The following is a 12,617-nucleotide window of genomic DNA, read 5'->3' on the forward strand; positions in this document are numbered from 1 at the left end:
TCGCGTATGCGATAATCGCGCGTTAACTTTTTCGAGACGGCACGACGCCGCCCGCATGCAACTCATCCGCAATTTTTCGATCATCGCCCACGTCGACCACGGCAAGTCGACGCTGGCGGACCGCATCATCCAGCTCTGCGGCGGCCTCGAGGCCCGCGAGATGGAAGCCCAGGTGCTCGACTCCAATCCCATCGAGCGCGAACGTGGCATCACCATCAAGGCGCAGTCCGTCTCGTTGCCGTACAAGGCGAAGGACGGCAACACCTACCAGCTCAACTTCATCGATACGCCGGGCCACGTCGACTTCAGTTACGAAGTCAGCCGTTCGCTGGCCGCGTGCGAAGGCGCGTTGCTGGTGGTCGACGCGGCGCAGGGTGTGGAAGCCCAGTCCGTCGCCAACTGTTACACCGCGGTGGAGCAGGGACTCGAAGTCGTTCCGGTCCTCAACAAGATCGACCTGCCCACGGCCGACGTGGATCGCGCGAAGGCGGAGATCGAAGCGGTGATCGGCATCGACGCCGAAGATGCCGTCGCGATCAGTGCCAAGACTGGCCTCAACGTCGAACTTGTGCTGGAAGCGATCGTCAAGCGCATTCCGCCACCGAAGCCGCGCGACACCGACAAGCTGCAGGCGCTGATCATCGACTCGTGGTTCGACAACTACCTCGGCGTGGTGTCGCTGGTGCGCGTGATGCAGGGCGAGATCACGCCGGGCAGCAAGATCCTGGTGATGTCGACCGGACGCACCCACCAGGTCGACGGCGTCGGCGTATTCACACCCAAGCGCAAGCCGCTGGCGAAGCTCGGCGCGGGCGAGGTGGGCTGGATCAATGCGTCGATCAAGGATGTGCATGGCGCGCCGGTCGGCGACACGCTGACGCTGGCGAGCGATCCCGCACCGCATGCGCTGCCCGGCTTCCAGGAAATGCAGCCGCGCGTGTTCGCCGGCCTGTTCCCGGTGGATGCGGAGGACTATCCGGCGTTGCGCGAAGCACTCGACAAACTGCGCCTCAACGATGCCGCACTGCGCTTCGAGCCGGAAAGCTCCGAGGCGATGGGCTTCGGCTTCCGCTGCGGCTTCCTCGGCATGCTGCACATGGAAATCGTGCAGGAACGCCTGGAGCGCGAATACAACCTCAACCTGATCAGCACCGCGCCAACGGTGGTTTATGAGGTGCTCAAGACCGACGGCACCATCCTGCCTATGGACAACCCGGCCAAGCTGCCGCCGGTGAACATGGTGGAAGAGGTCCGCGAGCCGATCATCCGAGCCAACATCCTCACGCCGCCGGATTACATCGGCAACGTGATCAAGCTGTGCGAGGAAAAGCGTGGCGTGCAGGTCGGCATCCAGTACATGGCCAGCCAGGTGCAGATCAGCTACGAGCTGCCGATGGCGGAGGTCGTCCTCGACTTTTTCGACAAGTTGAAGTCGGTGTCGCGCGGGTATGCGTCGCTCGACTATCACTTCCTTCGCTTCGAGGCTGGTCCGTTCGTGCGTGTCGACACGCTGATCAACGGCGACAAGGTCGATGCGTTGTCGATCATCGTCCATCGCAGCCACGCCGATCGCCGCGGCCGCGAGCTGTGCGAAAAGATGAAGAACCTGATCCCGCGGCAGATGTTCGACGTGGCGATCCAGGCCGCCATCGGTTCGCAGGTCATCGCGCGCAGCACGGTCAAGGCGATGCGCAAGAACGTGCTGGCCAAATGCTATGGCGGCGATATCAGCCGCAAGAAGAAGCTCCTCGAGAAGCAGAAAGAGGGCAAGAAGCGCATGAAGCAGGTGGGGCGCGTGGAAATTCCGCAGGAAGCGTTCCTTGCGGTGCTGCAGGTGGACAGCAAGTAGCCCGTGTTGATTTACGGAACCCCGCGGTATCCGCTGGTGTCATCATTGGCATCGGGACGGAGCCCGTTGCCGGAAGTAGTGCGGCTATTCTCCGTTCGCCAAGTTGAAGCTCACGAGGAGCAAGCATGAAGTGGTTCGAAATCACCCTCGTCATCCTGACGCTGTTCACCGGTCTGGTGTGGCTGCTGGACAAGCTGTTCCTCGCCAAGCGCAGGGCGGCGGGTGCCGGGCTGCTGGACGAGGGCGAGGAACCGCTTGTCGTCGACTATTCCAAGGCTTTCTTTCCGGTCCTGGCGATCGTGCTGATCCTGCGCAGCTTCGTGGCCGAGCCTTTCCGGATCCCCTCGAATTCGATGATGCCGACGCTCCTTACCGGCGACTTCATCCTGGTCAACAAGTTCGCGTACGGGCTGCGCCTGCCGATTACCAACCAAAAATTCGTCGACGTCGGCGAGCCGAAGCGGGGTGACGTGGTGGTATTCCACTTCCCCGGGCGTTCGCCAGACGATCCCAACAAGGGCGTGGACTACATCAAGCGCGTGATCGGCTTGCCCGGCGACCGCGTCGGATACCACGACAACCAGGTCACGGTGAACGGCGTACCGATCCCTTACGAGGAGATCGGCATGTACACCGGCAAGGGCAAGGGCGCCGAGATGACGGGCTCCCTCGAATTGCGTGAGAATCTGCCCGGACGGCCGCATTCCGTCCTGGAATCCTCCGCCTCGCCGTTTGTAGATCCGGGGGAAGGCGATTGGGAAGTCCCGCAGGGGCATTATTTCGTGATGGGCGACAACCGCAAAAACAGCGAGGACAGCCGATACTGGGGCTTCCTGCCAGAGAGCCAGCTGCGCGGCAAGGCATTTCTCATCTGGATGAGCTGGGACGGCGGGCTCGAGTACCGGCGGATTGGTACCAGCATCCATTGACGCTTTCGAATACTGGGGAGAGTTTGATGAAGCGCAAGCAGAGTGGATTGACCTTTATCGGGTTCGTGATTGTCCTGGCCGTGGCAGGTTTGTTTATCTACGTCGGCATGAAGCTGGTACCGATGTACACCGAGTTCTATTCTCTGAAGAAGGCGCTGGCAAGTCTTGCGAACGAGGACGGGGTTGCGAACAAGAGTGCCGGCCAGGTCGAAGAGTTGCTCTTCAAGCGCCTTTACATGAGCTATGCGCTGAACATCAAGCATGACGACGTAAAGGTGGAGCGAAGGGAAACCAGCTGGATCGTGATAGTGGATTACGAGAACCGCCGCCCGCTGATAGCCAATCTCGATGTGGTCGGAAAATTCCATGCGGAAAAGATACTCACCCGCAAGGCAGGCGATTGAGCGAGTTCTCGTACCAGTTTTCTCGCCCGGACCTGCTCACACAGGCGCTGACCCACCGCAGCGCAGGCGCTCCCCACAACGAGCGCCTCGAGTTCCTGGGCGATGCGCTGGTCAATCTCTTCATCGCTGAAGCGCTCTACCAGCACTGGCCGCATGCGGATGAGGGCGCACTGACCCGCGCCCGTGCGGAGCTCGTCCGTGAGTCGGCCCTCGCTCCCATGGCCAGGCAACTGGATCTCGGCGCCAAGCTGATCCTCGGCCCTGGCGAAATGAAATCCGGCGGCCATCGCCGCGATTCCGTCCTTGCCGACGCGCTCGAAGCCGTCGTTGCAGCCATCTACCTCGATGCCGGCTTCGAAGCCTGCCGTTCGGTGGTCATGCCCTGGTTCCAGGCCGCCATGGATGACTTGCCGCCGCCGCACAAGGTGGGCAAGGACGCGAAGACGCGCCTGCAGGAATGGCTGCAAGGCAAGCAGAAACCGTTACCCGTCTACGCCCTGCTGTCGGAAAGCGGCGAGGATCACGCCAAGACGTTCCTCATTACCTGTACCCTGCAGCAGCCTCCACTGGTCACGCAGGGCGAGGGTGGTTCCCGCCGAGCGGCGGAACAGGCGGCTGCGGAAGCAGCGCTGCAAGCCTTGGGCGCGACCTGATCAAAGCTCCGTTTGCCCTCAAGAGGCGCGGGGTCGACAATTCGCACATGACTGAACCCACGCATCGCGCCGGCCACGTTGCCGTCCTCGGCCGCCCCAATGTCGGCAAATCCACCCTGGTCAACGCTCTGGTCGGTGCCAAGGTGAGCATCGTGTCCTCGCGACCGCAGACCACGCGCCACCGGTTGCTGGGCATCGCGACGTTCCCGGAAGGCCAATTGCTTCTGGTCGACACGCCCGGCATCCACCGTGAACAGAAGCGGGCCATGAACCGGCTGATGAACCGCGCCGCGCGCGGTGCACTCGAAGGCGTGGACGTCGCGCTACTGGTCGTGCGTGCGGGGCAGTGGGACGACGAAGACACGCTCGCCTACGACGCCCTGCGCAATGCGGGGGTGCCGGTCATCCTCGTGGTCAACCAGGTCGACCGGATAACCGACAAGACGCAGTTGCTGCCCTATCTTGCCAAGGTGAGCGAAGGACGCGACTTCGTCGGGGTGCACCCGATTTCCGCGCTCAAGCGCAAGGGCCTGGAGGCGTTGGTGAAGGACGTGCTGTCGCACCTGCCCGAACAGCCGCCGCTGTACGCCGAAGACGAGATCACCGACAAGAGCCAGCGCTTCCTCGCCGGCGAACTCGTGCGCGAGCAGCTCATGCGCCAGCTCGGGGAAGAATTGCCGTATGCAACGACCGTGGAGGTCGAGCGCTTCGTCGAAGAGCCTTCGCCGAAGGGTGGCGCCATGCTGCGCATCGGTGCGGTGATCTGGGTCGAGCGCGAAGGCCAGAAGCTGATCGTCATCGGCAAGGGCGGCGAACGCCTGCGCGAAATCGGGACCAAGTCGCGCCTGCAGATGGAACGCCTGTTCGGCAACAAGGTGTTCCTGGAAACCTGGGTGCGCGTGCGCGAAGGCTGGTCCGACGACGAAGCGGCACTGCGCGCGTTCGGCTACCACGATTGAGCAACACGATCCGTAAGCAATGCGGCTGACCGCCGAGCCCGCATTCGTATTGCACACGCGGCCCTGGCGCGAAACCAGCCTGCTGGTGGAAGTACTCACGGCGGAGCACGGGCGCCTCGGGCTTGTCGCGCGTGGCGTGCATGGTCCGAAGCGGCACCTGCTGCGCGCCGCGTTGCAGCCGCTGCAATACATCCGCTTCGACGCCGTGCAGCGCGGCGAATTGGCAACGCTGTCGTCCGCCGAAGCCCTCGATGCGGCGCCGCGATTGCAGGGCGACGCGATGCTCGCGGGCTTCTACCTCAACGAACTCACGCTGCGTCTGGCCCCGCGTGGAGACCCGCAGCCGGAGCTGTTCGAGGCTTACCGGCATGCGCGCGAACGCCTCGGCGGAAGCGAACCGCTGGCATGGACGCTGCGGCGTTACGAACGCGACCTGCTGGATGCCATCGGTTTCGGCCTTGAATGGAACGCCGAGAGCGAAGGTTCGCCCGTGGATCCTGCTGCGCGCTATCGGCTCGATCCCGAAGCCGGCGCGCGCCGCGTGCTGACGGATCGCGGTCACGGCGACCGCCGTAGTGCCGCGACAGGCCGGGCATTGCAGGCGCTGGCTGCGGACGTGCTTCCCGATGATGAAGACCTGGCCAGCCTGCGCCGGCCGATGCGTGAAGTACTCGCGTTCCATCTCGGGCCTCGCGGCCTGAAATCGTGGGAAATGCTGGGCGAACTCGCACGCATCGCTGCGAAGGACTGAGGCGTTCCGGAGCTCAGGTTCCCGCGCCCGACGGCGCCGCAACACTCGTCAATGCCTGCGCTGCCAGGGTGAATTCCTGCAGGCGCTCGTGCGAGCGATCGTCCTCGCCCAGTGCCTGCACAGCCTGTTGAAGCCGGGTCGCCCCGACGAATCCGCAACTGGCGCGAAGCCGGTGGAGTTCGTCGTGCAATCCCTGGAAATCCTCGTTGCGGAAGGCGTTGCGCACCCGTTCGCTGACTGCGGGCAGCTCGGCGAGGAACAGCTTGCGCAATGCCGCGATGTGCTCGCGATTGCCGTTGAGCGCACGCGCAGCGGTTTCATCGTCCCAATCCGCCAGTGCGTCGCCTGCCGGCGAATGCGATCCCTCATCATGCCCAAGTGCCTGGCGCAGGGCCGACTGCACGGCCGACGAGGGGAGCGGCTTGACCAGGACATGCTGGAAACCGGATTCCCGCAACGCCCTGCTTACATCGGGATCGTGCGCCGCGGTGTGCGCGAGTGCCGGCGTCGCGCTGTCGCGTACGCGGAGTTTTGCCAGCAGTTCGGCGCCGCTGCCATCGGGAAGGTTGGCATCGAATAGCCACAGGTCGTAGGGATTGGCGTTCGCCAGCGTGATGGCAGCGGCCATGCTGTCGGCTGCGTCGACGATCGCCGGCAGCGAGCCGACCGCCGCGCCAAGGAACGCACGACTCACGGGGTCGTCTTCGACCAGCAGGATGCGGGGCAGGGATGTCTTGGTCATGCGTTCCGATCGGTATCCGTTCCGAATGCTCGCTGGATGTTACGCCGGGGCCTGCATTTTCTGGCAGAAGCAATGCTCATTTCGCGCCAAGGGTGGTTGCATCAGCGGCCTTTCGAGGCTTTTCGGGGCATCGGATGGCCGCGGATATCCATGGCCGCGGCGCGGCTTCATTCATGCGTCGCTTCCGGTCCGTCGCGGGCGGGCCTCTGCGACAATACACAGCCCTGCAATACCGGCATTTCCAGTGGCCCGCATCGACCAGACTCCGTTTGAAGCAGACATCACCAACCTGAGCCACGACGGGCGCGGCGTGGCCCGCCGCGATGGGGAAGGGGGCAAGGTCACATTCATTGCCGGCGCGCTTCCCGGCGAACGCGTTCTGGCGAAGCAGACGTCGCGGTCGCGTCATTTCGACGAAGCCTCCACGCTCGAAGTGCTGCGTGCGTCGGAAGATCGCGTGCCAGCGCGCTGCCTGCACTTCGGTACCTGTGGCGGCTGCGCACTGCAGCACCTCGACGAAGGCAAGCAGATCCTCGCCAAGCAGCGTGTGCTGCTGGAGAATCTCGAACGCATCGGCCATGTCGCGCCCGAACGCGTGCTGCCTCCGCTGACCGATGCCGCTTGGGGTTATCGCCGCAAGGGGCGCTTCTCGGTGCGTCGCGTGGAAAAAAAGGACAAGACGCTGGTCGGGTTCCGTGAGCAGGATCCGCGCTTCGTCGCCGACCTGTCCGAATGCCACACCGTCATTCCCGAAATCGGCACCAGGATTACAGCGCTTTCCGCCCTGGTGGACAGCCTGCAGGCGCGCCGCGACATTCCGCAGATCGAATTCATCGCTGGGGATCGCACCGACGAGTTCAGCGGCATCGCGTTGACGTTCCGCCATCTCACGCCATTGTCCGAAGCCGACCAAGCCGCGCTCGTGGCGTTCGGGCAACAGCATGGTTTTGCGATCTTCCTGCAACCAGGCGGCGTGGACAGCGTGCATCCGCTATGGCCGGCGGAACCGAAGCTTGCCTTCATGCTGCCGCAATGGAATATCGAATTCGTGTTCCGTCCGCTGGATTTCATCCAGGTCAATGCGGGACTCAACGGCCGGATGATCCAGTCCGCGCTCGACCTTCTGGATCCGCAGCCGGAAGACCGCGTACTCGATCTGTTCTGCGGCCTCGGCAACTTCACCCTGCCGCTCGCGCGCCGCGTGCGCGAAGTCGTTGGCGTCGAAGGCGAAGCGGGCCTGGTGCGCCGCGCGCGTGAGAATGCCGCGCACAACGGCGTCACCAACGCCGAATTCCATGCCGCGGACCTCGGCAAGGACCTGAGCGACCACACCTGGATGCGCGAGGGCTTCGACCGGCTGCTGTTGGATCCGCCGCGTTCCGGCGCCGACTTCGTGTTGACGCAGCTCAAGCTCAAGCAGTTCAGGCGCATCGTCTACGTGAGCTGCCATCCCGGCTCGCTGGCGCGCGATGCGGGGTATCTCGTCAATGAAAAAGGCTGGAAACTGCGTGCAGCAGGCGTGATGGACATGTTCCCGCATACGGCGCATGTGGAATCCATCGCGATGTTCGAGCTGCGCTGAGCACGCAGTGAGTCAAACCGGCGCCGCCCTTGCTCGTCATTCCCGCGAAAGCGGGAATCCAGCGACCTGGTTTTTGATCCTGTTGCAGATGTCCCAAGCGCGAGCAAGGCACTGGATTCCCGCCTTCGCGGGAATGACGAGCAGGAATGGGCAGGGCGAGTGGTAACTGCCCAGTTGTGCCATCGCTAACAATCCATCTATCGCGGACAACCATGGGCATCGAAATCGAACGCAAATTCCTCGTCACCGGCGACGGCTGGCGCACCGCCGCGCACAAGGTCATGCCGATGGCGCAGGGCTATCTCAATGATCTAGCGGCAATGGACAACGGTGCGATGAAGGCCTCGGTGCGCGTGCGCATCCAGGGCGACGAGGCCTACCTCAACCTGAAGTCGCGCGAGCTCGGCCATACCCGCCAGGAATTCGATTACGCGATTCCGGTCGAGGACGCACGCGGCCTGCTGGCGCTGAGCGTCGGCGGGCTGGTCGACAAGCGCCGGCACTATGTCGACTTCGGCGGGCACCTGTGGGAAATCGACGAGTTCCTCGGCGAGAACGCCGGCCTCGTAGTCGCCGAGATCGAACTCGCTTCCGCCGATGAGCGCTTCGACAAGCCCGACTGGGCCGGTCGTGAAGTGACCGACAGCAAGCGCTACTACAATCTGGCCCTGGCCTCGCGGCCGTACTCGCAATGGAGCGAGACGGAGCGGGCAGGCAGCGACTAACGCGTGTTGGCAAACTCCCACCATCGCTCGTGCGCATAGTGCACGTTACGGAGAACACCGGATGCTTCTGATAGGCGTCGCCGGCAAGGAACTCACATCGCAGGAACGCGACTGGCTGCAGCACGATGCCTGCGCCGGCGTGGTCCTGTTCACCCGCAACTTCGGCTCGAAGGCGCAGGTGCAGGAACTCTCGCAGGCGATCCGCGAAGCCGCGCCGCGTCCGCAACTGGTATGCGTGGACCAGGAAGGCGGCCGCGTGCAGCGCTTCCGCGAGGGTTACAGCGCGTTGCCGCCGCTGGAAGGCTTCGGCCGACTGTATGCAAGCGATCGCGAAGCCGCGCTCAAGCTGGCAGAAGAACATGCCTGGCTGATGGCGAGCGAAATCCGCGCGAGTGGTGTTGATCTCAGCTTCGCACCGGTCGTCGACCTGGGGCGTGGCAATCGCGCGATCGGCAACCGCGCGTTCGCCGGTGATCCGGAAGTCGTCGCGGAGTTCACCCGTGCCTACGTGCGCGGCATGCACGCGGCCGGCATGGGCGCCACGCTCAAGCATTTTCCCGGACATGGTTCGGTGCTCGAGGACACGCACTTCGATGCCGCGGTCGATCCGCGTACGCTCGATGAAATCCGCGCATTCGATCTCGTCCCCTTTGTGGCCGGCATCGAAGCCAAGGCCGACGCAGTGATGATGGCGCACGTGGTGTATCCGGCCGTATCGCCCGATCCTGCCGGGTATTCGAAACGCTGGATCGAAGAGATCCTGCGCGGCGATCACTCTATCGGAGGCTTGGGCTTCCGCGGCGTCGTCTTCAGCGACGACATCGGCATGGCGGCGGCGTCTTCCGCCGGTGGCATCAAGGCCCGCGTGCACGCGCACCTCGATGCGGGGTGCGACGTGGTGCTGGTGTGCCACCCGGAACTCGTCGAGGAATCGCTCGACGCCATCAGGAACCGCACGCTCAATACCGCGGCGCTGACCGGCCTGATCGGCCGCGGCGCGATGGGTTGGGATGGACTGCTGGCCGATGCGCGCTATGGCGACGCACGCGGCCGTCTCGAAGGATTTGCCTGATGAGCCACAACGACCTGCAGGCCGCGCTGGCCAACAGCGACCTGATCCATGACCGCGCAACGCTGGAAGCCGCCATCGTGCGCATGTCCGAGCGCATCCGCGACGACCTCGCCGGCACGGTGCCGCTGTACATCACGGTGATGCACGGCGGATTGCCATTCGCAGGGCAGCTTGCGCTCGAGCTGGGTGCGCGCGGGCTCGACGTCGAATTCGACTACCTGCACGCAACGCGCTATCGCGGCGCGACTTCAGGCGGCGAACTCGTCTGGAAGCACCGCCCCGCGACTTCGATGCAGGGCCGCTGCGTGCTGCTGGTCGACGACATCGTCGACGAAGGCCATACCCTGGCCGCGATCCGCGACTGGTGCCGCGAACAGGGCGCCGCCGACGTGCGCATCGCCGCGCTTGCGGTGAAAGTGCATGACCGTTGCGTTCCCGGACTGTCGGCCGATTACATGGGCGTCGAAGTGCCGGATCGTTACGTCTATGGCTACGGCATGGACTTCCACGAACAAGGCCGCGGATTGCCTGCGATCTACGCACTGAAGGACTGAGCAATGAGCGATATCGAACTAGCGATCATCGGCGGTACTGGCCTCTACAAACTGGCTGATTTGCAGGACGTCGAAGCGCACCAGCCGGTCACGCATTACGGCGCGTTGTCCGGCCCTGTCCGCGTCGGCACGCTGGGTGGCCACCGCGTCGCCTTCCTCGCGCGTCATGGCGAAGGGCATTCGCTGCCGCCGCACAAGATCAATTACCGCGCCAATCTCGCCGCGCTGAAGGCGCTCGGTGCGCAGCGTGTGCTCGCGCTGAACACCGTCGGCGGCATCACCGAACGTTTCGGGCCACGCGTGCTGGGCTGCCCGGACCAGCTGATCGACTACACGTGGGGCCGGATTTCGACGATCTGCGAGGAGCCGGGTACGGACGTGATCCATGTGGATTTCGGCGAGCCCTACACGCGGTCGTTGCGCAAAGCGGTGGTTGCCGCTGCAACCAAAGCCGGCGTGGCGCTGGTCGACGGCGGTTGCTACGGCGCGACGCAAGGTCCGCGCCTGGAAACGCGCGCGGAGATTTCACGCATGCGCCGCGACGGTTGCGACCTCGTGGGCATGACGGGCATGCCGGAAGCCGGTCTGGCGCGCGAGATGGGACTGGATTATGCGTGCCTTGCGATCGTCGCCAACTGGGCGGCGGGCGCGGGCCCCGATCCCGATGAAGTCATCACCCTGCAGGACGTGCTCGACAACGTCGCGGCCGCATCGTCCGGGTTGCCGGCGCTGTTGCGCGCGATGCTGGCTGCCTGAGGTCACACTTCGATGCGGATCGCGCGCCAAGGCTGGTTGCGCTCGTTCAGCAAGTTGGCATACTCGCGTTGCGCCGCCAGGGCCGGCGCTCGTCATCGCATCCAGCAGAGGTCATCAAGGATATGCAGTACGGTACCGTGAAGTGGTTCAACGACGCCAAGGGATTCGGCTTCATTTCGCCCGAAGACGGCAGCGCGGATGTATTCGTGCATTTCTCCGCGATCAATGCCAAGGGATTCCGCAGCCTGCAGGAAGGCCAGCGCGTCAGCTACCAGCTGACCCAGGGCCCGAAGGGCGCGCAGGCGTCCGAAGTCGCTCCGGTCTGATCGGAGCGCGCGATTGAGCCTCGAGGCTCAGGCAGTTCAACTTTTCAGGCCCCGCTCCGGCGGGGCCTTTTCTTTGCAGGACCGCACGGAAGGATGAAACGGTTGCGCGTTGGCATCATCGGCTACGGCACGGGCGGGCAGGCCATGGCACTCCTGCTCGCGCGCGACGGCCACCATGTCGAAGTCTTCGAACAGGCGCCGCAACTGGGACCGGTCGGCGCGGGATTCCTGCTGCAGCCGACGGGCCTTGCCGTGTTATGGCAACTGGGGCTGCTCGACGAGACGTTGCGGCACGGCGCCCGCATCGGCCGGCTGTTCGGTGAGACGCGCGAAGGCCGCACGGTGATGGACATGCGCTATCGCGACCTGGATAAACGTCTTTTCGGACTCGGAATGCAGCGCGGCGCGCTTTTCGCCCTGCTCGATGCGGCGTGGCAGGAAGCACGCAACGTGCACTGCGGTCGCCGCATCGTGGCGATGGATGTCGAAGCCGGTGTATTGAGTGACGAGCACGGCGTTGAGCACGGTGCATTCGACCTGCTGGTCGTTGCAGACGGCGCAGCCTCGCAATTGCGTGGCCATGTCGGCGAAGCGCTACTGGACCGGCCGTATCCATGGGGTGCGCAGTGGTGCCTGGTACCTCGCGATGGTTGGCCATTCAGCGACGAATTGCGCCAGCGGTATGTCGGCGCGCGGCGCATGGCGGGCATGTTGCCGGTGGGCACGCGGCCTGGCGACGACACGCCGCGCATGAGTTTCTTCTGGAGCCTGCCCGCGCACTCGCTCGATGCGCAGCACGACGAAACACGATGGCGGCATGACGTCGCCGACGTGTGGCCACAGGCTGCCGCCACCCTGCGCGAAACCGCGGTGCCGCATGGCCTTGCCAGGGCGCGGTATCGCGACGCCGCGCACCGGCGCTGGCATCGCGGCCGTGCCGTCCTGTTGGGCGACGCGGCCCATGCGATGAGCCCGCAACTCGGGCAAGGCGCGAACATGGCGCTGATCGATGCGCTGGCGTTGCGTGATGCGATGCGTGCCCACGGGGAGCTCGGGTCTGCCTTCGCGAGTTATGAACAAGCGCGCCGTGACCATGTCGGCATCTACCACTTCTGGAGTCGCTGGCTGACGCCGCTGTTCCAGTCGGAGCACGATGCACTCGCCGCAATAAGAGATCGGCTTTTCCATCCACTGACGCGCATGCCGGGCGGACGCCGGCACGTGCTGCGGGTGCTGACGGGAACCCGGCGCGGGTGGTTGGGCGTGTTGCCGATGGATCCTGCGTTCCTGGAGGCGGTCGCGGAGCGGGCCTGAG

14 protein-coding genes are annotated in these 12,617 nt (G+C 64.5%); 13 read left to right on the forward strand and 1 reads right to left on the reverse strand.

Going from position 1 to position 12,617, the window contains the following annotated elements; genetic code table 11:
* The first annotated feature begins 55 nt into the window (after positions 1 to 55).
* The 6 genes from lepA (at position 56) to recO (ending at position 5,545) form a co-directional block, all read left to right on the forward strand.
* Positions 56 to 1,849 carry a translation elongation factor 4 gene (lepA, locus tag ASD14_RS10680; protein ID WP_056133155.1) on the forward strand — a complete coding sequence of 598 codons (1,794 nt, stop codon included), beginning with the start codon at positions 56 to 58 and terminating at the stop codon, positions 1,847 to 1,849.
* Positions 1,850 to 1,974: 125 nt separating this feature from the next.
* On the forward strand, positions 1,975 to 2,778 hold the full coding sequence (gene lepB / locus ASD14_RS10685) for a signal peptidase I (RefSeq protein WP_056133158.1): 804 nt from the start codon (positions 1,975 to 1,977) through the stop codon (positions 2,776 to 2,778).
* 26 nt (positions 2,779 to 2,804) lie between these two features.
* Positions 2,805 to 3,182 (forward strand): DUF4845 domain-containing protein, encoded by a 378-nt coding sequence (locus ASD14_RS10690; RefSeq protein WP_056133162.1) that lies wholly within the window; start codon positions 2,805 to 2,807, stop codon positions 3,180 to 3,182.
* A complete protein-coding gene (rnc, locus tag ASD14_RS10695; RefSeq protein WP_056133164.1) occupies positions 3,179 to 3,835 on the forward strand; it encodes a ribonuclease III in 657 nt (218 codons plus the stop codon). Before ASD14_RS10690 ends, rnc begins: the two co-directional genes overlap by 4 nt.
* A 47-nt stretch (positions 3,836 to 3,882) precedes the next feature.
* Entirely contained in the window at positions 3,883 to 4,794 is a 912-nt protein-coding gene (gene era, locus ASD14_RS10700) for a GTPase Era (protein WP_056133168.1), read from the forward strand.
* Between the two features lie 19 nt (positions 4,795 to 4,813).
* A complete protein-coding gene (recO, locus tag ASD14_RS10705) occupies positions 4,814 to 5,545 on the forward strand; it encodes a DNA repair protein RecO (protein ID WP_056133171.1) in 732 nt (243 codons plus the stop codon).
* 13 nt (positions 5,546 to 5,558) lie between these two features.
* Here the strand turns inward: recO and ASD14_RS10710 are convergent, their stop codons facing one another.
* On the reverse strand, positions 5,559 to 6,287 hold the full coding sequence (locus tag ASD14_RS10710; RefSeq protein ID WP_082538914.1) for a response regulator: 729 nt from the start codon (positions 6,285 to 6,287) through the stop codon (positions 5,559 to 5,561).
* A 244-nt stretch (positions 6,288 to 6,531) separates the two neighbouring features.
* On the opposite strand from ASD14_RS10710, the gene rlmD reads away from it, so the two are divergent.
* From rlmD to ASD14_RS10745, 7 genes are all read left to right on the forward strand, one after another.
* Positions 6,532 to 7,869, forward strand: a complete 1,338-nt coding sequence (rlmD, locus tag ASD14_RS10715; RefSeq protein ID WP_056133173.1) for a 23S rRNA (uracil(1939)-C(5))-methyltransferase RlmD — start codon at positions 6,532 to 6,534, stop codon at positions 7,867 to 7,869.
* A 212-nt stretch (positions 7,870 to 8,081) separates the two neighbouring features.
* On the forward strand, positions 8,082 to 8,594 hold the full coding sequence (locus tag ASD14_RS10720; protein WP_056133176.1) for a CYTH domain-containing protein: 513 nt from the start codon (positions 8,082 to 8,084) through the stop codon (positions 8,592 to 8,594).
* Between the two features lie 61 nt (positions 8,595 to 8,655).
* Entirely contained in the window at positions 8,656 to 9,666 is a 1,011-nt protein-coding gene (nagZ, locus tag ASD14_RS10725; protein WP_056133179.1) for a beta-N-acetylhexosaminidase, read from the forward strand.
* Positions 9,666 to 10,220 (forward strand): hypoxanthine-guanine phosphoribosyltransferase, encoded by a 555-nt coding sequence (locus tag ASD14_RS10730; RefSeq protein WP_056133182.1) that lies wholly within the window; start codon positions 9,666 to 9,668, stop codon positions 10,218 to 10,220. The genes nagZ and ASD14_RS10730 overlap by 1 nt, the downstream gene beginning before the upstream one ends.
* 3 nt (positions 10,221 to 10,223) lie before the next feature.
* Positions 10,224 to 10,976: an S-methyl-5'-thioinosine phosphorylase gene (locus ASD14_RS10735; RefSeq protein ID WP_056133185.1), complete on the forward strand. Its 753-nt coding sequence runs from the start codon at positions 10,224 to 10,226 to the stop codon at positions 10,974 to 10,976.
* A 122-nt stretch (positions 10,977 to 11,098) separates the two neighbouring features.
* Positions 11,099 to 11,302: a cold-shock protein gene (locus ASD14_RS10740; RefSeq protein WP_056133187.1), complete on the forward strand. Its 204-nt coding sequence runs from the start codon at positions 11,099 to 11,101 to the stop codon at positions 11,300 to 11,302.
* A gap of 93 nt (positions 11,303 to 11,395) precedes the next feature.
* A complete protein-coding gene (locus tag ASD14_RS10745) occupies positions 11,396 to 12,616 on the forward strand; it encodes an NAD(P)/FAD-dependent oxidoreductase (RefSeq protein ID WP_056133190.1) in 1,221 nt (406 codons plus the stop codon).
* Position 12,617: the final 1 nt, after the last annotated feature.

This window comes from Lysobacter sp. Root494 (assembly GCF_001427225.1).
Taxonomy (GTDB): Bacteria; Pseudomonadota; Gammaproteobacteria; order Xanthomonadales; family Xanthomonadaceae; genus Agrilutibacter.

What these genes read in the sequence shown, in the direction of transcription:
- ASD14_RS10690 (WP_056133162.1), top strand. Translation starts at nt 2,805, where the DNA reads ATGAAGCGCAAGCAGAGTGGATTGACCTTTATCGGGTTCGTGATTGTC.
- ASD14_RS10735 (WP_056133185.1), top strand. Translation starts at nt 10,224, where the DNA reads ATGAGCGATATCGAACTAGCGATCATCGGCGGTACTGGCCTCTACAAA.
- ASD14_RS10740 (WP_056133187.1), top strand. Translation starts at nt 11,099, where the DNA reads ATGCAGTACGGTACCGTGAAGTGGTTCAACGACGCCAAGGGATTCGGC.
- ASD14_RS10720 (WP_056133176.1), top strand. Translation starts at nt 8,082, where the DNA reads ATGGGCATCGAAATCGAACGCAAATTCCTCGTCACCGGCGACGGCTGG.
- ASD14_RS10710 (WP_082538914.1), bottom strand. Translation starts at nt 6,287, where the DNA reads ATGACCAAGACATCCCTGCCCCGCATCCTGCTGGTCGAAGACGACCCC.
- ASD14_RS10730 (WP_056133182.1), top strand. Translation starts at nt 9,666, where the DNA reads ATGAGCCACAACGACCTGCAGGCCGCGCTGGCCAACAGCGACCTGATC.
- era (WP_056133168.1), top strand. Translation starts at nt 3,883, where the DNA reads ATGACTGAACCCACGCATCGCGCCGGCCACGTTGCCGTCCTCGGCCGC.
- lepB (WP_056133158.1), top strand. Translation starts at nt 1,975, where the DNA reads ATGAAGTGGTTCGAAATCACCCTCGTCATCCTGACGCTGTTCACCGGT.
- recO (WP_056133171.1), top strand. Translation starts at nt 4,814, where the DNA reads ATGCGGCTGACCGCCGAGCCCGCATTCGTATTGCACACGCGGCCCTGG.
- nagZ (WP_056133179.1), top strand. Translation starts at nt 8,656, where the DNA reads ATGCTTCTGATAGGCGTCGCCGGCAAGGAACTCACATCGCAGGAACGC.
- lepA (WP_056133155.1), top strand. Translation starts at nt 56, where the DNA reads ATGCAACTCATCCGCAATTTTTCGATCATCGCCCACGTCGACCACGGC.
- ASD14_RS10745 (WP_056133190.1), top strand. Translation starts at nt 11,396, where the DNA reads ATGAAACGGTTGCGCGTTGGCATCATCGGCTACGGCACGGGCGGGCAG.